Raw genomic sequence first — 18,901 nt, 5'->3', positions numbered from 1 at the left:
AAAGGCGACTATTTATTTAGTCGCCCTTTCGATATGGATCTTTTATCATTCGGAAAAACAGGCTGGGGAGACGAGTTGTTTTATGCAACTCTAATGACAATTGCAGTAGCAGTTACTGCAATGTTAATTGGTTTTATATTTTCATTAATCTTTACGCCACTTAAATTATCAAATAATAAATTTCTAAATTTCATTGGCAATACTTACACAACAGTAATTAGAGGTGTTCCAGAATTGTTAGTAATCTATCTTTTCTTTTTTGGAGGCAGTGGAGCAATAATGTATGTTGCTTCAATTTTTGGCTATTTTGAATATATAGAAATTAATGCATTTATTACTGGTTCAGTTGCAATCGGCATTATATCAGGCGCTTATTCAACAGAAGTATTTAGAGGTGCCATTCAGTCAATAGATAAAGGTCAATTTGAAGCTGCTAAAGTTTTAGGGGTTAGTAAATTTGTACAATTTTATAAAATAATTCTGCCTCAAATGTTAAGGCTTGCTATTCCGAACTTAAGTAATGTTTGGCAGATCACCTTAAAAGATACATCTTTAATATCAGTCACAGGTTTAGTTGAAATTATGAGACAATCTTATATTGCAGCGGGCTCCACTAGAGATCCTTTATTCTTTTATTGTTTTGCAGCAGTTTTATATTTGATGCTTACATTTTTGAGCATGAAATTAATTAACAGACTTGAAGTCAAATATAGTAGGGGCTTTTAATGGATTTTGATTTAATGATAACAAGTTTGCCAAAACTACTAAGTGCAGCAGTTATAACCTTAAAGTTATTATCGGCATCTTTAATCATAGGTTTATTTATTGGATTTTTATTTGCAGTTTTAAGATTAAACAAAAACCCATTTATTAATAAATTTGCTTACGGGTATTCTTATTTATTTAGAGGAACTCCTTTATTGGTTCAAATATTTATAATTTATTATGGTCTTGGACAAATTGAGTGGTTAAGATCAACTTTTCTTTGGGTCATTTTAAAAGAACCCTATTGGTGTGCAATTATTGCATTCGCTTTAAATACAGGAGCTTATACTTCAGAAATTTTAAGATCAGCTTTTCAAACTATAAAACCTGGAATTATTGAAGCTGGTAAAAGTTTAGGGATATCAAACAAAATTATTTTATATAAAATTCAAATTCCAGTAGCGATTAAACAATCTTTACCAGCTTATGGTAATGAAATTATATTAATGATGAAAGGTACATCACTTGCAAGCACTGTAACATTAATGGATATTACTGGTGTTGCTAAACACATTGTATCAACCACTTATAAACCTTTAGAGGTGTTTCTTTTAGCAGGTGGAATTTATTTATTTATGACTTTTATCATTCACAACTTGATAAAATATTTAGAAAAAAAATATAGTTTTTAATAAGAAGTATATTCTTTAATTTCTTTAATCTTAGAACCTGTATGATTATTCATCTCTAGTTTAATCTTAGCACGATCATCATTTAAAAAATGAATATCTCTTGATAATTTTATAAAGTTTTCAGTAAAATCAGAATTTTTTTCACACAATCTTTTATTATCTTCAATCACCCATAACTTTGCATTAATATCTTTTAAGGATTGGAAAAGAGTATTAAGTTTTTCATCAGATTTAACATTGTTATCTAATTGATCTTTTAAAATACCATGCTCATCATTAATAAATTTTAGTTTTTCAGGGTCTTTAATTTTTTCTTGTTTAATCTCTAAAATAGAAATTTTATCCAAAAGTTCACCCACTGAGACTTCAACTAGAATTTTATTCATAAAAATTTATACTATGTTAAGTTGTTAGAAATATGTCTAATATTTTAATTATCAAACATGGTTCTTTAGGAGATATAGCCCAAGCTTGTGGGGCAATTCAAGATATTTCTGAAAACCACCCAGAAGATCAAATACATATATTAACAACAAAACTCTATTTTGAATTATTTAGAAAAAACCCACTTGTACACAATGTTATTTTAGACAGACGTAAATCAAGATTTAATTTAATTTATCTATATTTGTTAATGAGAACTTTAAAGAAAATTAATGTAAAAAAAGTTTATGATTTACAAAACTCATCTAGAACAAAATTTTATAAAAATATTTTATTTCCAAAATCAAATTTTGATACTTGGTCTAGTTCAGAAACCACCTTGCCAAGTAATATTTTAAAAGAAGAATTTGATAAAGACCCAGTTTTAAATCGATTTGATCATCAACTTAAAACTTCTGGAATTAAAACTGAACACACTATGAAGCCTAACTTTAATTGGGCAGTCATCAACATTGATAATATTAAACAAGAATTTAATTTAGATAAATATATTGTTTTATTTCCCTTTTGTTCAGCTCATCTAGCTCATAAAAAATGGCCCCATTACAATGAGCTAATAGAGTTAATTAAAAATAAATATGGAGATCAAATTAAAGTAGTAGTTGCACCTGGGCCCTCTGAAATCAATGATGCAAAAAATATTAAGGCTGTTTCAATTTTAGATAAAGGTAAAGCTTTAGATATTTCTCAACTTGCAAGTTTGATTAAAGAAAGTTCATTTGTAATTGCAAATGATACAGGTCCAGCTCATATTTCAGCACATCTAGGAGTAAAAGGTTTGACCTTATTCGGTAAACACACAACAGCTTTTAAAGTTAGTGTTGAAAGAGAAAATTTTAAAGCAATACAGGTTGATGATTTAGAAAAACTAAGCGCAGGTAAAGTTTTAGAAAAAATATTAATTTAATATTTTTTTATATTCTTCAATAATTGAACTCCATTTAAATCTAGTAGAATTTTCTTTTGCAGCTTTTCCGTATTCATGGAATTTATTATTTTCTAACATCAAATTAATTGATGAATAAACTTCATCTAATTCATTGCCATCACATATTAAACCTGTTTTCTCATGTTCGATTGCATCTGCTGCACCCCCATCCTTTCCTCCAAGAGAGGGCAATCCATATTGTGCAGCCTCAACATAAGCAATACCAAATCCTTCAACAGATTTTTTATGAACAACTGAAGGCATGACAAAAATATCTGATTTAGCAACTAATGCATTTTTTAATTCATTAGAGACATCCTTGAAGAACATCACTTGGGGTTGAAGACCTAGTTCGGCTACTAATTTTTTAATATTTTCTTCTTCATCGCCATAACCCACACAAATGTAGATAATACTTGGGTAGACTTGTTTTAAATTTCGAAGTGCCATGATTACTTTTTCATGGTTTTTTCTTTTATCAAATCTAGAAACAGTAATAAGTCTTGGAGACTTATGTTTTAATAAATTCTCTACTTTATCTAAAGTCTTTTTATTTAATTCTTCAACAAGATCAACACCAGGATTAATAACTATAATTTTATCTTGTTGAACCCCCAATGAAATTGCTAAATTTTTAGTATACTCAGAATTAGCAACAATAGTTTCAACATTATCTAAAACCTCCAACACTCTTTGATTAAGAGAGGTACCTTTCTCATGATTAATTTCTTTACCATGGATCAAGCATATCTTTTTTTTATTAGTTTTAAGATGTTCTAAACTTTTCCAATGATCAGCAATAATGCCATCTATTTTATTTTCTTTAATAAATTCATTAATCAGTTGAGCTTTTCTATATTTTCTAAGAAGTTTTATTCCACCAACACGCTCTATTGAAAAAGAAACTTGCTCATCAAATAACTTATAATTTTCATGATAATCAGCAAATACTTTTATCATGTAGTGTTTTGAAAGTTCATTTGCTAACCCCCACATTAAATTCTGCATGCCACCAACTTCTGGAGGAAAGGTTTTTGTAACTATTAAATACATTAATTATCTAACCATTTAATACCGCAGCCAGCACTTGGAATTTGTGTTTCAGGACCTTTGGTCGTTTCAGCTATTTGTTTCATTGCTATAAATAAATCACTATCACCAGCTCTTACTGGTTTTAGATTATCTAATTCTCTTATTCTACCTCTGTATTGTAATTCTAAACTATTATTGTATCCAAAAAAATCAGGAGTGCACACAGCATCATAACTTTTTGCAACATTTTGAGTTTCATCAAAAACATAGGGAAAATTAAATTGATGTTTCCTTGCAAATTCAATCATATTTTCAAAACTATCTTCAGGATAATTTATTGTGTCATTAGAGCATATGGCCACTGCTGTAATACCTAATTCTTTTAAATTTTTACAATCTTCAACAATGTCTTTAATAACAGCTTTTACGTAAGGACAGTGATTACAAATAAACATAACTAAAGTTCCATTTATCCCTTTAACATCATTTAATTTAATAATTTTGTTATTAGTTGACTTTAATTCAAAGCTTTTAGCAGCTTGTCCGAAATCACATATTGGAGTTTTTAACGGCATGTTATAATAATATATAAGTTATGTTTTATGATTTGGAAGATAAAAAAGTTAAAAATTTAGGTGAAAATTGGTCTGCATCTAATGCATCTATCATTGGTGATGTTACATTAGAAAAAAATACCAGTATTTGGTTTAATGTTACCTTAAGAGGTGATGTTGAAAATATTCACATAGGTGAAGGCTCCAATATTCAAGATGGCAGTGTATTGCATACTGATCCTGGTTACCCATTAAAAATTGGTAAAGATGTAACCATTGGGCATTTAGTTATGCTGCATGGATGCACCATTGAAGACAATTCTTTAATTGGAATTGGTGCTGTAATTTTAAATGGAGCAAAGATTGGAAAAAATTGTATCATTGGGGCGAATGCACTGGTGACTGAAAAAAAAATCATTCCCGATAATTCTTTAGTTGTTGGTTCACCTGGTAAAATTGTAAGACAAATCTCAAGTGAAGAAGCAAAGTCAATTACTGAAAATGCCATTCATTACCAAGAAAATTGGAAAAAATATTCTAAATCAGTATTTTAAAAAACCAAATGAGTCATTTATCTCAAAAGGAATTAGATCTATTTACAAATAAAATTTTAGAGGATTATGATGCCAAGAATCCTGGGACAATTTTTAAAGAGAAAATAGAAATAGGTAATGAAGATGCTTTGCTTATTCAATCAAATATTGCAAGATTAAGAGAGAAGAGAGGAGAAATAATTATTGGATATAAAATAGGATGTGTTGCAAAAGAGACTCAAAAAAAAATGGGATTTACGCAACCTGCATGTGGTTATCTTTGGAAAAGTGAATTGTACACTAGCGGTGTAACTCTTAATAAAAAAAATTACACCAACCCTGCAATGGAAGCTGAATTTGGTATTATATTAAATCGTGATATTAAAGCTGAACTATCTTCTTTTGATTATATACTAGAGTCGATTGATGGAATTTATCCTTTAATTGAAATTCACAATCTTATTTTTTATGGTAATGAGCCATATGGAGCTGAACTTCTTGCAAATAATGCAATACATGCTGGAGTGGTTTTAGGCCCAGAAACAAAATTACCAATAGATAAAATAGAAACTAATCTTAAGCTCATTTATGACAATGAAATAATGGATACTTGGGTTAATAAAAGATGGCCACATGATATGCTTTCAGAAATTGAGTGGCTAGTTAAAGAACTAGCCAAAAAAAGAATTTATTTGAAAAAAGGTGATTTAATTTTGACAGGCGCTTATGGTTTTCCAGTTCCAATAAATGATAAAAAATTAATTGAAGTTACATCATCTACATTTGGAGATGTGAAGGCTTCTTTTTACTAAGGAATTAACCAGTTATCTTTGTTATTTTCTAAATCAAATTTAGCTCGACGATGTCCTTTAGCTGCTAAATAAAGCCACTCAATACTTTTAACTTTGCATTGAATAACAGTAAAGTTTTTATATCCCACCTCACTTTGTTCCATCGTAAATTCAAAATTATCTAACTCAGGTTTTAACCCTGAAGTAGGAGTATCAGATAATGTTCCTGGTCCATTATCAACTAAATAACACTTTCTACTCATATGTCCTGTTTTTAACCAAGACTGTTTTGTAATATCATTTTCATGATTAACGGTGCATTCGACTTTAAGTCTAACTTGGATTTTCTCATCCTTGTCATAAAATAACATTGCTGCATTTTTATTTTCTTTTAGCTTAGCAATTTTATCTGATCTGATATCACTATGGTATTGAACAAGATTGTTATCTCGATCTGATTTTCTAAGAACTACAATTCTGCCATCAAAGTCATCTTGACCACCACAAATAAATACTGGAATTCTAAATTGAGAACCTCTATCTTTGATAGCATTGTCAAGCATGGACCAGATCTTATTTTTGATCTCATCAAAATCTTCGTAGTATGCTGGTTGCATTCGAGATTATTTACTTAGTCTTTTAATTAAACTTGAAGTATCCCAACGGTTTCCACCCATGTCTTGAACTTCACCATAATATTTATCAACGATTTCTGTTACAGGGAGTTTTGAGTCATTATTTTTAGCTTCATCCATTGCGATTTTCAAATCTTTTCTCATCCAATCAACTGCAAAACCAAATTCAAATTGATCATCAATCATCGTTTTGTATCTATTTTCCATTTGCCAAGATTGAGCAGCACCTTTAGATATAACCTCAATTACATCTTCCATATTTAAACCTGCTTTTTTCCCAAAATTAATCGCTTCTGATAAACCCTGAACAAGACCTGCAATACAAATTTGGTTAACCATTTTTGCTAATTGGCCATTACCTGCACCACCTAATAATTTCATTTTTTTGCTATAACAATCAATAATGTCTTTCGCTTTATCAAAGTTTGCTTGATCTCCACCAATCATTACCGTTAAGGCACCATTTTCAGCACCAGCTTGACCACCTGATACGGGTGCATCTAAGAAACCAAATTCACTTTTTATTGAATGAGTATAAATTTCTCTAGCAATTGTTGCAGAAGCGGTTGTGTTATCAATGTAAACTGAACCTTTTTTGATTGCTTTAAAAATACCGTTGCCACCAAAAGTTACTTCTCTTAAATCGTTATCATTACCAACACAGGTAAATATAAAGTCAGCACCTTCAGTAGCTTTTGCAGGTGTGTCTGCTTTTGAACCTTTATATTCAGCAACCCATTTGTCAGCTTTTGCAGCAGTTCTGTTATAAACAGTTACATTGTGCCCCGCTTTTGATATATATCCTGCCATTGAATAACCCATGACACCTAAACCTATAAATGCAACATTGCTCATAATTTTTTATTTCCTATGTTTAAAAGTTTGAATTTTAAAGTAATTTTATTTGGTTTTATCTTTACATTTTTTTCAAGTTTTGGACAGAGTTTTTTTTTAGGACTGTTTAATTCAAGCATAAGGGATGCACTTTCTATCACCCATGGTCAGTTTGGATCTATATATGCGTCTGCTACTTTATTAAGTAGTTTTATACTTGTTTGGGTTGGTAAAAAAATTGATGACTTTAATATTTTAAAATTTTCATCTTATGTTGTTGCTCTATTAGCAATCTCTTGTTTTTTATTTTCTAAAATTTCTTCAGTAGCTTTCTTGTTTTTGTCAATTTTTTTAATGAGACTGTCAGGTCAAGGACTCATGTCTCATACAGCAACAACTACAATTTCAAGGTTTTTTGAAAAGACTAGGGGACGTGCGTTGAGTACAACTTGGCTTGGATTATCGTTAGCTGAATTTATTTTACCCTTATTGATTATCTTTCTATTAACTTTTATTGATTGGAGAAATATTTGGATAGCAATTTCAATTTCAGTTATTATCATTTTACCTATAGTCATCGTTACATTAGTTAAAAATGTTAAATTAGATTCAAGAGAGACATCGAGTTCTATACATATTAAAACTAAAGATATAAAACAATGGACTAGAGGTGAAGTTTTAAAAGATTACCGTTTTTATATTATTTGTTTAAGCATGTTAGCGATGCCTTGGATTGCAACGGGTACATTTGTTTATCAATCTTTTATAGTATCATCTAAAGGTTGGGGACCTTATGTTATTGCTCAATCCTTTATGGTCTATTCAATTTTATCAGTGGTCACTTTATTTTTGACAGGCTTTCTAATTGATAAGTTTAGTAGTCGAAAATTAATAATTTATATGAACATTCCTTTATTGGTCTCAACGTTTGTGCTTTATTATTTTAACTCACCAATTTCATCATTTATATTTTTAGGTTTAATTGGAATTTCAAATGGATTAGCAAATGTTCTTGGTTCTGCTACTTGGGCTGAGATCTATGGAGTTAAATATATTGGTTCTATTAAAGCTTTAACAACAGCATTAATGGTATTTTCAACTGCATTTGGTACAGCGCTCTTTGGAATTTTGATCGATAATAGCTTTTCTATTGAGCAAATCGCTTTAGTTTCAGGTTCTTATATTTTAATTGCAATATCGCTGTTATTCCTCGTAAAGAATAAGCTTAATCCTGATTATTTATAGAATTATCCTTGATTTTTTTTTAACTACTGTATAGATACTGCGCATGGCTAGAGTAACAGTAGAAGATTGTATAGATAAAGTTGATAGTCCTTATGAATTAGTATTGGTTGCTAAAGAAAGAGCAGTTCAATTAAATTCAGGATTGGAGCCTACACTTAATAGAGATAATGACAAAAATACAGTCATATCTTTAAGAGAAATTGCAGCAGACACTGTTAAAGTTACAGACTTAACTGATAGCGCTATTCATAAACTTAGAAAACACGTTGAACAAGTTGACGATGGTACTGATGATGATGAAGTTATCGGTGATGATTTTGAAAGTATGTACAAAGGTGAAATTTCTAAAAGTGGAACGCCTATTTTACCATCTAAAAGAGCTAGAAAAATTCCAGAAAAAATTCAAGTTGCACCCGAAGATTTAGAAGAATTAACTGCAAAAGCAGAACCTGAAGTAGAAGTTAATCCAGAACTTGAAACTGCTAATGAAGAAACTGAAACTGCTAGTGAAGAAACTGAAACTGCTAGTGAAGAAACTGAAGTTTCTTTAGATCAAATAGCTGAAACTGAAACTGCAAAAGAAGATGCAGAAGAAACAGAACCTAATAGTTAATTATTAAATTCCTTTAAGATTTTTTCCCTGTGTTCATCTAAGTCTGGAATATCACCACGCGTTGTTTCATCCTTATAATTAGACATTTTAATTGGATTACCCGCTAATTTAAAATCTCCAATTACTTTGTGATGCGCTTTAACAATCATGTTTCTTGCTTGAACCTGAGGGTTTTCAACGGCTTCTTTAATATTAAATATTGGACCACATGGAATTTTTTCTTTTTCCATTTCATTTACCCAGTCATTAGTATTCTTAACAATAAGTTTATCTTCAAGTATTTTTTTAAGATCATCCATATTTTCTGATCGCAATAAATTTGTATTAAATTTTGAATCTTTAGATATTTCAGGAATATTTAAAACATTACAAAGTTTTTCAAATAATTTTTCATTACCAGCTGCGATAATGATGTGACTATCTTTTGTTTTAAAAGCCTCAAATGGAGCAATAGATGGATGACGAGATCCCATTGGTTTTGGTATTTCATTTTTAGCAAGATACCTTGCAATAGCATTTTCTAAAATTGCAATCTGACAGTCAAGCATCGAAACATCAATAAAAGTTCCTTTGCCAGTTTTTTCTCTATCATAAAGTGCAGCATTAATTCCAACAGTTGTGAATAATCCTGCAGTGATATCTCCAATAGATGTACCCACTCTAGTTGGTTCTGAATTAGGCTGACCCGTAACGCTCATCAAACCACCCATACCTTGAACAACCATATCGTAAGCAGGTAATTCTTTTAAAGGACCTGTCTGTCCAAAGCCTGATGCTGATGCATAAATTAATCTAGGGTATTTTTTACAAACATCTTTCCAACCATAACCCCACCTCTCTAATGTACCTGGTTTAAAATTTTCAACTAGGATATCTGCTTTAGCTAAAATCTTATCAAATATTTTTTTATCATCTTCATTTTTTAAATTTAGAGCGATACTTTCTTTGCCTCTATTAAGTGACATAAAATAGGCTGAATAATCTTCAATAAAAGGACCAAATTTTCTTGAGTCATCTCCAACATCTGGAGCTTCTACTTTAATTACTCTTGCACCTAGGTCTGAAAGCATCATTGTACAATAAGGACCAACTAGCACTCTAGTTAGATCAAGAACTAATAGGTTTTTTAAAGGACCGTCCATATTTTATATAATAGTGCTTTTGTGCAGTGTTGACTCTTACCAAGAACTTTAATTTAATGCATCTTTATAATAACAAACGAGAGGAATAATAATGTTTAAAAAAATATCTTTATATTTTACAGCGTTAGTTTTAGTTTTATCAACTGTTGGTTCTGCTTATGCGGTAACATTAAAAGCAAGTCACCAATGGCCTGGTACACCTAGAGCTGATGGATCTTTTGACCCACGTCATGAAATGGTACAAATTATTGCTGATGAAGTAAAAAAAGCTAATGTCGACATTGACATTAGAATTTACCCAGCAAAATCTTTATACAAACCTAAAGAACAGTGGAAACCAATGACTACTGGTCAATTAGATATATCTGCTTTCCCTTTGGGATATGCATCAAAGTTTCACCCAGAATTTAGTGCAACTTTAATGCCAGGAACAGTTAAAAATCATGACCATGCATTAAGATTTAATAAATCTCCAATGATGACTGAGATTAAGAAAATCATTAATGACGCAGGTGTAGTTGTTTTATCTGATGCTTGGTTAGGTGGTGGTTTTGTTTCAAAAACAAAATGTATTAGAAAACCTAGCGATGCAAAAGGTCAAGTAATGAGAGCAGCTGGTAAAGCATTTAACCAAATGCTTGAAGGTGCAGGAGCTGGTATTCAAAGTATGCCATCTTCAGAAATTTATACTGGTCTACAAACAGGTGTATTAACTGGTGCAAATACTAGTTCAGGAAGTTTTGTAAGTTACAAAATTTACGAGCAAGTAAAATGTGCAACACCTCCAGGAAAATTTGGTCTATGGTTTATGTATGAACCGATTCTTATGTCTAAAAAGTCTTTTGATGCTTTAAGTTCTAAGCAACAAAAAGCCCTTATGAAAGCTGGAAAAGTAGCTGAAAAATATATGACAGCACAAGTAGCTAATCTTGATAAAACATTTGAAGATGCTTATAGAGATGCTGGTGTTGAGCTAGTATATATGACTGCTGCAGATCACGCTGAATGGATTGAGATCGCAAAGAAAACTGCCCACAAAGCATTTGCGGAGCAAGTACCAGGTGGTGCTAAGCTTATGGAAATGGCTTTAGCAGTTAAATAAAACAATATATAAGAAACCCCTATTTGTGAAAATAAATAGGGGTTTTTTTTATGAAAAAAAAATATTTAAAATTTTGTAATTACACCTCCCAAGCTTGTGGAGCTTTTGCTGTGGGTGCTCTGATTTTATCAATTTTAGTAATTGTTGAGCTTGTTTTTGAAAGATACTTTTTTCAACGGGCTATTACATGGCAAACTGAATTAGTGACTATACTGCTTGTTGCATCTACTTTTATTGGTAGTGCTTATGTTTTAAGCGAAAAAGCCCACGTAAGCATGGAATGGATATATGATTTTATGTCTAAAAAAAATATTATTAAGCTTAAAATTTTTACTTCATTATTAAGCTTATGTTTTTTTTTAATCCTGTTTTATTTTGGTTTTTTGATGGTTGAAGAAGCATTTACTAAAAATTATACAACAGGAACTATTTGGGATCCACCATTATGGGTGCCATATTCTTCAATGCTAATAGGTTCTATTTTAATGATACTTCAGTATATTGCTGAAATAATTAAACTTTGTGATGAGGGGGATTTTAAATAATGGATCCACTTACAATTGCTATAATAGTTGCAGTTTTTACTTTAATAGTTTTATTTTCGGGAATTCCAATAGCCTTTGGTTTAAGTTTTGTCTCAATTACATTGTTAGTGACTTTTGAAGGTCTACAAATGTTAGATGTTTTTGCTGAAACATTTTATGCAGGTTTAAATTCTTTTGTACTTTTATCTATTCCTATGTTCATACTTATGGGTATGGCAGTTGCTCATTCACCTGCAGGAAAAGATTTATATACTGGCCTTGATAGATGGCTTTGGAGAGTACCGGGTGGTTTAGTTATTTCTAACATTGGTGCATGTTCAATTTTTGCTGCTTTAAGTGGGTCCAGTCCAGCAACATGTGCTGCGATTGGTACTATGGGAATTCCTGAAATGAGAAAAAGAGGGTATTCAGATCAAATTGCTACAGGAACAATTGCTGCAGGAGGAACTTTAGGGGTTTTAATTCCACCAAGTATAGTTTTAATCGTATATGGAATGGCAACAGGAACTTCTATTGGAAGATTATTTCTTTCCGGAGTTGTTCCAGGTTTTATGTTAGCAAGTCTTTTTGCAATTTGGGCATTAATACACAGTTACTTCATTGATAAAAATGCAGCTAAATTATTAAGAAATAGAAAACCACCAACACTAAAAGAAAAACTAGAAGTTCTTCCTAGAATTTTTCCTTTTTTAGCAATCATTATGGGTGTTTTGTATGTCTTATATGGAGGAGTTGCGACACCATCAGAAGCCTCAGGTGTTGGAGCATTTTTAGTTTTTGTAATGATAGCTGTTGTTTATAAAATTTATCAGCCTAAGAAAATTTGGAATATCGTTAAAATTTCAATGAAAGAAAGTGTAATGATAATGTTCATTATTGCAGCATCCTATCTTTTTGCATTCACACTATCTCAATTATATGTAACTCAGTCACTTGCCCAAAGTATGATTGAACTAAGTAGCAATAAATGGATAATTTTTTTATTAGTAAATATCTTTCTTTTAGTAGCTGGCTTCTTTTTACCACCAGTAGCTGTTATTGTAATGACTTCGGCTATATTGTTGCCTGTCATAACCACATTAGGTTTTGATCCATATTGGTTTGCGATTGTATTTACAATAAATATGGAAATAGGCTTAATCACACCACCAGTTGGATTAAATCTTTATATTATCAAGGGTATTACACCAGACGTTAGTCTATCTACAATCTTAAGGGGATCGTTTCCATTTATGATGATGATGGTTTTATCTATACTTATATTATGTATCTTTCCTGAAATAGTATCGTGGTTACCTGATAAACTAATGGGTAAACCTCTTGGATATTAAAAAAAATATTAATAGAAAAATTTCAGTAGCACCAATGATGGATTGTACTGACCGTCATGATCGTTACTTTCTAAGATTGATGAGCAAGAATGTTATGTTGTACTCAGAAATGGTCGCAACAAAATCTGCAATTCATGGAGATAGAAAAAAAATTTTATCTTATAGGCCAGAAGAAAAACCTTTAGCATTACAAGTGGGTGGATCTGATAAAGTAGAATTAGCTGAAGTCGCAAAAATTGCAGAGGATATGGGTTATGATGAAATTAATATTAATCTAGGTTGCCCTAGTAAAAAAGTTCAAAAAAATATGTTTGGTGCTTGCTTGATGAGGGAACCAGATCTTGTTGCAGAATGTATCAATTCAATGGTTAATGCTTGTAATATTCCAGTTACTGCAAAAACTAGAATAGGATTTGATGATACTGAAGAATTTGATTATTTAAATAATTTTATACATAAAATGAAATCTTCAGGTTGTAATACTTTTATATTACACGCTCGAAAAGCTATTTTAACTGGAATGTCACCAAAGCAAAATTTAAATATTCCAAAACTGAACTATGGAATGGTCTATAAAGTTAAAGAGGAAAATCCAGATTTAGAAATTATCATTAATGGAGGTATCTCAAAAATTGATGAAATTAAAAACCATTTAACTTTATGTGATGGAGTGATGATTGGTCGATCTATATATCAAAACCCTTATTCTTTAGTTGAGATTGAAAATGAAATTTTTGGAACAAAAGAACAGCCAACAAGAGAGGAGGTGGCTGAAAAACTTTTAGAGTACCTTGAGAAAGAAGTTAAGCTTGGAACAAAAGTAAATCATATTATGAGACATACTGTTGGATTATATCATGGTCAAATAGGCTCAAAGGAATGGAAAAGATATTTAAGTGATAATATGATGGCAAGAGATTCTGATTTTCAAAAATCACAACATATAATGACTATTGTGCAAAATAACGAGAAAGCTAATCAAGCTAACTCATAATGGAGAATTTAAATTACGGAGACATAATTAATTTATTAGCAGTCCTTGCTATATCTGCGGCTGTTGCAGGTTTCATGGCTGGATTACTTGGGGTTGGAGGTGGAATTATAATGGTTCCAGCTTTATATTATGCATTTACTGTTCTTGATTTTGATATTGTTACAAGAATGCACCTTTCTGTTGGAACTTCTTTAGCAATAATAGTTCCAACATCAATAATTTCTACCAAAACACACATGGAGCATGATGCAGTTGATTTTAAAATGGTAAAATCGTTTGGTATTTTTATTCTTATTGGGGTAATTTTAGGAACCTTCTTAGTGGTAAATTTAAACACTCCCACTTTAGTTTTATTCTTTTCAATCTTTGCTTTTATGATTGGATTATTTTTTATTTTTTTAAGAGAGCAATTGGTAGAAAATCCAAAAAAAATACCTGAACTAGTAAAAAATATTTCAGGAGTTGTTATTGGTTTTTTTTCAGTACCTCTTGGCATTGGAGGTGGATCTTTAATGGTACCTTTTATGCGAACAATTGGTTATAATATAAGGAAATCAATTGGTACAGCTGCAGCAACAGGTATTTTAATAGCTATTAGTGGAACCATAACAATGATTATTAGTGGAAAAATAATAGATAATATTAATACTCCTTTTAGCTTTGGATACATTAATTTATTAGGCTTTATTGTATTTGTGCCAGTAACAATGGTTATGGCAAGACTTGGTGCTAAAACAGTATATAAAATTGATAAAAAATTATTGAGTAAAATTTTTGGTACTTTTTTAATTATAGTTTCAGTAAGATCTTTTATTGAATATCTATCAATAAACTAATTTACTCTAATTAATTTACTATTTAATTTTATTACAAATTCTTTCATGAAGATGATAAAAAAAAAGAAGGGTATTAAAATCACTCCAGAAGAACGTACTGATAAAATGTTAAAAATATTATTAAGCAAAGAGTTAAAATATCGCATGCACGTAAAAGTTGATAAATTCCTAAGTAGATTATAAATTTTAAGCTAGTGCACAATAATTCTTAACTAACTGTGTTTTGACGTTTGTTAATAGTTAAACTCATTTTAAGTTACTAGCTTTTTTTGTTATGTAAATTTTTAAATAACTAGCAATATTCAATCTAAGTCTATAAGTTTTTATATAAATAAACTGAAGGAGTAAAAATGAATAAATTTAATAAAGTAATTGTTGTTTTAATTTCATCATTATTTTTGAGTTTTTCAGCAAGCTCAACTGAAGTAAAATTTGGACACGTAGGTAAGCCTGGTTCATTATTTTCTGCATCAGTTGATCATTTTGCTAAACTTGCAAATGAGAGATTAGGTAGCAAAGGTAAAGTAAGTGTATTTGGTTCTTCGCAACTTGGTAAAGATAAACAAGGTATGCAAAAACTAAAATTAGGCACTGTAAACATGTGGTTGCCATCGTCTGTTATGGCGTCAATTCATGATGAGTTTGGTGTTTTTGATATGCCATTTATCATTAAAGATAGAAAGCACATGAATAAAGTTGAAAGCCAAGTATTACCAGGAATGTTCAAAAATCTTGAGGCTAAAACTGGTTATCAAGTTATAGCAGTATGGGAAAATGGTTTTAGACATATTACAAACAATGTAAGAGCAATAGATAAGCCAGATGACTTAAAAGGAATTAAATTAAGAACTCCTAAGTCAAAATGGAGAGTCAAAATGTTCCAATCATATGGTGCAAATCCAACTCCAATGTCATTTTCAGAAGTTTTTACAGCTTTGAAAACTGGAACAATGGATGGTCAAGAAAACCCATATGCTCAAATAGCTAGTGCTAAGTTTCAAGAAGTACAGAAGTATCTATCTATTACAGGTCACGTTTATACTCCTGCTTATGTAGCAGTACATAAAGATCATTGGAGCAAACTTCCTGCAGATGTAAGAGCTATCTTAGAACAAGCTGCGCAAGACACGCAAAAGTTTGTTTACGAAGAAGCTGCTAGACTTGAAAAATCTTTACTAGGAGTAATTGAGTCAGCTGGAGTTAAAGTAAACACTGCTGATAAAGGAGCTTTTATTGCAGCAAGTAAAGGAATATATGATCAATTCGCATCAGAAGTATCAACTGGTGGTGCGTTAATTAAAAAAGTATCATCTTTAGCAAATTAATCTAATTTGTATTAGGCCCTCTTTCTGGGGGCCTAGAAAAATATATGACATTAAAAAAATTTATAAGTTCATACGAAAATTTTTTAAAATTTATACTGTTCATAATGATGGTAGCCCTTGCAGTAACAGTATTACTTGGTGTTTCGTTCCGTTTTGCTGGTAGCGCTTTAGTTTGGTATGATGAAGTTGCAGCAGTTCAACTTGCTTGGATAACGTATTATGGCTCAGCATATGCATCATTAAAAGGAGCGCATATAAGCGTACCTAGTATTTTTAAAGCATTTCCATTGGTTTTAAGAAAAATATTTTTCGTATTATCCAAATTTATTATCTATGCTTTTTTGATATTGTTAGCTTATTATGGGTATAAAGTTTTAACACTTATCGGAGGAGAAACATTAGTAACTTTAGAGTGGGTTCCTCAAATTTTTGTACAATCAGTGATACCAGTTGCATCATGTTTATTTATTTTATCTGAAACTTTAAGAATTCCAGAGGATTATAAGAATTTAGTTCTTCAAACAACTAACATTGAACAAACAGGAGATATTTGATGTTAATTTTAACAATGTTTTTAGTGTTACTATTTATTTTATCTATAAATGTTCCTATCGCTATTGGTCTAGCTGTAACAACAATAGTTGCAATGGTATTAAAGTCTGGAACAAGTTTTTTAATCGATACTGCAATTGTTATGTTTGATGGATCAATGAAATTTCCACTGATAGCAATACCTTTATTTATTCTAGCTGGTTCAATAATGAATAGTGCTGGAATTTCTAGAAGGTTGATAGCATTTGCTTCTGCTCTTGTTGGTTTTATTAAGGGGGGTTTAAGCATGATCAACATTGCAACCTCAATGTTTTTTGCAGAAATTTCTGGGTCAGCAGTTGCAGATGTTGCTGCATTAGGTTCAATTTTAATTCCAGCAATGAAGAAAAAAGGATATCCAGGAGCATTTGCTGCTGCAGTCACATCATCTTCAGCATCTTTAGCAATTATTATTCCACCATCCATACCAATGATTGTTTATGCGGTGATGTCACAAAGTTCAGTAGTACAGTTATTTGTAGCTGGAATTGTTCCTGGTGTAATTGGTGGCTTTTTTTTAATGTTAGCTGCATATATCACAGCAAGACGTAGAAATTTTCCAGTTGAAGAAACATTTAATCTTGCAAATGTTAGAAAAACTGCAAGAGAGGCAGCATTAGCATTTTTACTACCTGTAATTATTTTGGGTGGTATTTTTGGTGGTGTCGTTACGGCAACAGAGGGAGCTGGTTTGGCAGTTGTAGCGTCACTAGTTATTGGGTTAGTTTATGGAGAAGTGGATTTTAAAAGACTGTATGAAGCTGCAACCGAAGGAGCAATTCAAACGTCATCAGTAATGTTATTGGTAGCAGCTTCAGTATTACTAGGTGAATTTTTAACAGTCGAACAACTTCCACAAAAAATTGCCGCATCAATTATGGACTTTACAAATAATAAGTATGCTGTTTTAGCCATATTAAATGTTTTTCTTTTGGTTATTGGTTTCTTTTTGCATTCTGTAGCAGCGATAATTCTTACCGTCCCTATCGTTATGCCTTTAGTTTATGCTGTGGGTATAGATCCAGTTCATTTTGGTATAATAGTCACTTTAAATTTAGCAATTGGACAACAAACACCTCCTGTTGCAAGCGTTTTAGCAACTGCATGCTCTGTAGCAAAAGAGGATATATGGGATGTAACACGAGAAAACCTTATCTTTATAAGCGTTTTAGTAATTTTATTGCTTTTAGTGACCTATGTACCCGCCATACCAATGACACTAGTTGAATACTTTTACAGGAGTTAAATGTATAAATTAATTGAGCTTAATAAGATAAACAGTCATTTAACTGAAGTAATTTTAAATAGACCAGAAAAGCTAAATGCAATGACCAAGCCCATGTGGATAGAGCTTGGAGAAATATTCAAAAAGTTATCTAAAAATAAAGACTTAAGATGCATAATTATAAGAGGCAAAGGCAAAAAATCTTTTTCACCTGGTAATGATATAGGAGAATTTAAAAAAGAAAGATCATCATCAAAATTAGCAAAATCTTATGGAAAATTTTTACATGGAACTTTAGGTGAAATATTTAACTGCCCAATACCGACTGTAGCCCTAATAGAAGGAATTTGTGTTGGCGGTGGATTAGAAATAGCAGGATGTTGTGATATTAGAATTTGTGGCAAAAGTTCAAGATTTGGAATTCCAATTAAAAGATTAGGTTTAACAATGGCTGCAAAAGAATTAGAAGTTCTTTTAAAAGTAACTAATTATTCAACTGCTATGGAAATTTTATTTGAGGGTAGAGTATTTGATGCAGAAGAAGCATTTGAGAAAAAACTTGTTAATAGAGTAGTTGATGACAAAAATGTTGAAAAAGAAGCTTACAGATCAGCAGAACTAATATGTGAAGGAGCACCAAAAGTTGCAAGATGGCACAAGCAATTTGCAAGAAATATTTTAAAGAACGGTAAGGTGACTGAAAAAATAAACAATCTTGGTTATAAATGTTACGATACTGAGGATTTTAAAACTGGGTATAAATCCTTTTTGAATAAAACAAAACCTAAATTCAAAAATAAATAA

The 18,901-nt window shown here is 31.0% G+C and carries 22 protein-coding genes; 16 read left to right on the top strand and 6 right to left on the bottom strand.

The features are described 5' to 3' along the window. The first annotated feature begins 33 nt into the window (after positions 1-33). Together ABXT55_RS04340 and ABXT55_RS04335 are read left to right on the top strand one after the other, a co-directional pair. Complete coding sequence (locus ABXT55_RS04340) at positions 34-726, top strand: ABC transporter permease (RefSeq protein WP_415284088.1); 693 nt, start codon at positions 34-36, stop codon at positions 724-726. Next, positions 726-1,397 (top strand): ABC transporter permease, encoded by a 672-nt coding sequence (locus tag ABXT55_RS04335; protein WP_415284087.1) that lies wholly within the window; start codon positions 726-728, stop codon positions 1,395-1,397. Before ABXT55_RS04340 ends, ABXT55_RS04335 begins: the two co-directional genes overlap by 1 nt. On the opposite strand, the gene ABXT55_RS04330 is transcribed toward ABXT55_RS04335, so the two are convergent. After that, positions 1,394-1,783, bottom strand: a complete 390-nt coding sequence (locus tag ABXT55_RS04330) for a DUF6165 family protein (protein WP_415284086.1) — start codon at positions 1,781-1,783, stop codon at positions 1,394-1,396. The genes ABXT55_RS04335 and ABXT55_RS04330 overlap by 4 nt on opposite strands. A 32-nt stretch (positions 1,784-1,815) precedes the next feature. Here ABXT55_RS04330 and ABXT55_RS04325 point away from each other — a divergent pair, with 32 nt between their 5' ends. Continuing rightward, positions 1,816-2,748 (top strand): glycosyltransferase family 9 protein, encoded by a 933-nt coding sequence (locus ABXT55_RS04325; RefSeq protein ID WP_415284085.1) that lies wholly within the window; start codon positions 1,816-1,818, stop codon positions 2,746-2,748. Here the strand turns inward: ABXT55_RS04325 and ABXT55_RS04320 are convergent. Beyond that, positions 2,740-3,822 (bottom strand): glycosyltransferase family 4 protein, encoded by a 1,083-nt coding sequence (locus ABXT55_RS04320; protein WP_415284084.1) that lies wholly within the window; start codon positions 3,820-3,822, stop codon positions 2,740-2,742. The two genes, ABXT55_RS04325 and ABXT55_RS04320, sit on opposite strands and share 9 nt — an antisense overlap. Then, entirely contained in the window at positions 3,822-4,376 is a 555-nt protein-coding gene (locus ABXT55_RS04315) for a thioredoxin family protein (protein WP_415284083.1), read from the bottom strand. Before ABXT55_RS04315 ends, ABXT55_RS04320 begins: the two co-directional genes overlap by 1 nt. A 20-nt stretch (positions 4,377-4,396) precedes the next feature. Between ABXT55_RS04315 and ABXT55_RS04310 the strand changes: the two genes are divergently transcribed. Both ABXT55_RS04310 and ABXT55_RS04305 read left to right on the top strand, forming a co-directional pair. Further along, positions 4,397-4,909, top strand: a complete 513-nt coding sequence (locus tag ABXT55_RS04310; RefSeq protein WP_415284082.1) for a gamma carbonic anhydrase family protein — start codon at positions 4,397-4,399, stop codon at positions 4,907-4,909. A gap of 8 nt (positions 4,910-4,917) precedes the next feature. Next, positions 4,918-5,700 carry a fumarylacetoacetate hydrolase family protein gene (locus ABXT55_RS04305; protein ID WP_415284081.1) on the top strand — a complete coding sequence of 261 codons (783 nt, stop codon included), beginning with the start codon at positions 4,918-4,920 and terminating at the stop codon, positions 5,698-5,700. Here the strand turns inward: ABXT55_RS04305 and ABXT55_RS04300 are convergent. Together ABXT55_RS04300 and ABXT55_RS04295 are read right to left on the bottom strand one after the other, a co-directional pair. Continuing rightward, the gene (locus ABXT55_RS04300; RefSeq protein WP_415284080.1) at positions 5,697-6,296 is read right to left on the bottom strand and encodes a pyridoxamine 5'-phosphate oxidase family protein; all 600 of its coding nucleotides are present in this window, start codon (positions 6,294-6,296) and stop codon (positions 5,697-5,699) included. The genes ABXT55_RS04305 and ABXT55_RS04300 overlap by 4 nt on opposite strands. A gap of 6 nt (positions 6,297-6,302) precedes the next feature. Then, on the bottom strand, positions 6,303-7,169 hold the full coding sequence (locus tag ABXT55_RS04295) for an NAD(P)-dependent oxidoreductase (protein ID WP_415284079.1): 867 nt from the start codon (positions 7,167-7,169) through the stop codon (positions 6,303-6,305). A 15-nt stretch (positions 7,170-7,184) separates the two neighbouring features. Between ABXT55_RS04295 and ABXT55_RS04290 the strand changes: the two genes are divergently transcribed. Both ABXT55_RS04290 and rpoZ read left to right on the top strand, forming a co-directional pair. Then, entirely contained in the window at positions 7,185-8,393 is a 1,209-nt protein-coding gene (locus ABXT55_RS04290) for an MFS transporter (RefSeq protein ID WP_415284078.1), read from the top strand. A gap of 43 nt (positions 8,394-8,436) precedes the next feature. Beyond that, on the top strand, positions 8,437-9,006 hold the full coding sequence (gene rpoZ, locus ABXT55_RS04285) for a DNA-directed RNA polymerase subunit omega (protein WP_415284077.1): 570 nt from the start codon (positions 8,437-8,439) through the stop codon (positions 9,004-9,006). On the opposite strand, the gene ABXT55_RS04280 is transcribed toward rpoZ, so the two are convergent. After that, the gene (locus tag ABXT55_RS04280; RefSeq protein ID WP_415284076.1) at positions 9,003-10,148 is read right to left on the bottom strand and encodes a CaiB/BaiF CoA transferase family protein; all 1,146 of its coding nucleotides are present in this window, start codon (positions 10,146-10,148) and stop codon (positions 9,003-9,005) included. The genes rpoZ and ABXT55_RS04280 overlap by 4 nt on opposite strands. A gap of 91 nt (positions 10,149-10,239) precedes the next feature. Here ABXT55_RS04280 and dctP point away from each other — a divergent pair, with 91 nt between their 5' ends. The 9 genes from dctP to ABXT55_RS04235 all read left to right on the top strand — a co-directional run bounded on the left by dctP (position 10,240) and on the right by ABXT55_RS04235 (position 18,901). Then, complete coding sequence (dctP, locus tag ABXT55_RS04275; protein ID WP_271482773.1) at positions 10,240-11,250, top strand: TRAP transporter substrate-binding protein DctP; 1,011 nt, start codon at positions 10,240-10,242, stop codon at positions 11,248-11,250. Between the two features lie 50 nt (positions 11,251-11,300). Continuing rightward, positions 11,301-11,795 carry a TRAP transporter small permease subunit gene (locus ABXT55_RS04270; protein ID WP_415284075.1) on the top strand — a complete coding sequence of 165 codons (495 nt, stop codon included), beginning with the start codon at positions 11,301-11,303 and terminating at the stop codon, positions 11,793-11,795. Then, a complete protein-coding gene (locus tag ABXT55_RS04265; RefSeq protein WP_415275015.1) occupies positions 11,795-13,126 on the top strand; it encodes a TRAP transporter large permease in 1,332 nt (443 codons plus the stop codon). The genes ABXT55_RS04270 and ABXT55_RS04265 overlap by 1 nt, the downstream gene beginning before the upstream one ends. Beyond that, positions 13,116-14,120 carry a tRNA dihydrouridine(20/20a) synthase DusA gene (gene dusA / locus ABXT55_RS04260; protein WP_415284074.1) on the top strand — a complete coding sequence of 335 codons (1,005 nt, stop codon included), beginning with the start codon at positions 13,116-13,118 and terminating at the stop codon, positions 14,118-14,120. The genes ABXT55_RS04265 and dusA overlap by 11 nt, the downstream gene beginning before the upstream one ends. Further along, positions 14,120-14,956: a sulfite exporter TauE/SafE family protein gene (locus ABXT55_RS04255; protein ID WP_415284073.1), complete on the top strand. Its 837-nt coding sequence runs from the start codon at positions 14,120-14,122 to the stop codon at positions 14,954-14,956. The genes dusA and ABXT55_RS04255 overlap by 1 nt, the downstream gene beginning before the upstream one ends. Positions 14,957-15,306: 350 nt before the next feature. Further along, entirely contained in the window at positions 15,307-16,281 is a 975-nt protein-coding gene (locus tag ABXT55_RS04250; RefSeq protein ID WP_415284072.1) for a TRAP transporter substrate-binding protein, read from the top strand. Between the two features lie 44 nt (positions 16,282-16,325). Beyond that, positions 16,326-16,835, top strand: a complete 510-nt coding sequence (locus ABXT55_RS04245; RefSeq protein WP_415284071.1) for a TRAP transporter small permease — start codon at positions 16,326-16,328, stop codon at positions 16,833-16,835. Beyond that, on the top strand, positions 16,835-18,118 hold the full coding sequence (locus tag ABXT55_RS04240) for a TRAP transporter large permease (protein ID WP_415284070.1): 1,284 nt from the start codon (positions 16,835-16,837) through the stop codon (positions 18,116-18,118). The genes ABXT55_RS04245 and ABXT55_RS04240 overlap by 1 nt, the downstream gene beginning before the upstream one ends. Continuing rightward, entirely contained in the window at positions 18,119-18,901 is a 783-nt protein-coding gene (locus ABXT55_RS04235) for an enoyl-CoA hydratase/isomerase family protein (RefSeq protein WP_415284069.1), read from the top strand.

The organism is Candidatus Pelagibacter sp. Uisw_130, from assembly GCF_047722505.1.
In the GTDB taxonomy this organism is placed as follows: Bacteria; Pseudomonadota; Alphaproteobacteria; order Pelagibacterales; family Pelagibacteraceae; genus Pelagibacter.
This window is presented reverse-complemented; position numbering and strand designations above follow the sequence as displayed.